Source organism: Mesorhizobium sp. M2A.F.Ca.ET.039.01.1.1 (assembly GCF_003998035.1).
Lineage (GTDB): Bacteria > Pseudomonadota > Alphaproteobacteria > Rhizobiales > Rhizobiaceae > Mesorhizobium.
Genome location: NZ_RZRY01001611.1, coordinates 1 through 384, shown reverse-complemented (window position 1 = coordinate 384; position 384 = coordinate 1). Strand labels below are relative to the sequence as shown.

At 64.1% G+C, this 384-nt stretch carries 1 pseudogene; it reads right to left on the bottom strand.

Features of this window, described 5'->3' with window-relative positions:
* Nucleotides 1-280: 280 nt before the first annotated feature.
* A pseudogene (locus EOA24_RS43800) lies at nt 281-384 on the bottom strand (integrase core domain-containing protein); the annotation flags it as partial.

The following is a 384-nucleotide window of genomic DNA, read 5'->3' as shown; positions in this document are numbered from 1 at the left end:
CGTCAGGGCTATCGCCGCGACCTCGGCGACATCGCGATAGTCGACCAGCGAGAAACGGGTCTCGGACGACCAAGGCTCCGCGAGCACGCCCTCCTTCACGATTTTGGGCCAGAATGCCGCGTAGTTCTGAAAGTAGCGCTGACCTTGCCCCCAATTTCTATCCAGTTTTGAGTTCGTTTCCGGCGTGGGTTGTGCCCTGCTGGGCGGGTGAAGCGACGGTCGCTGGCGCGGAGCCTTTGGCATAGCGCAGCGCGAGCGACCGTCGCGGATTGAAGGTGGTGGCGAACTCGGCCGGTGTCTGCCAGGCGATTTGGGAGTGTGGCCGTGCGGTGTTGTAGTCGGCGCGCCACAGGGCGATGGCTACGCGCGCCTGAGCCACTGTCT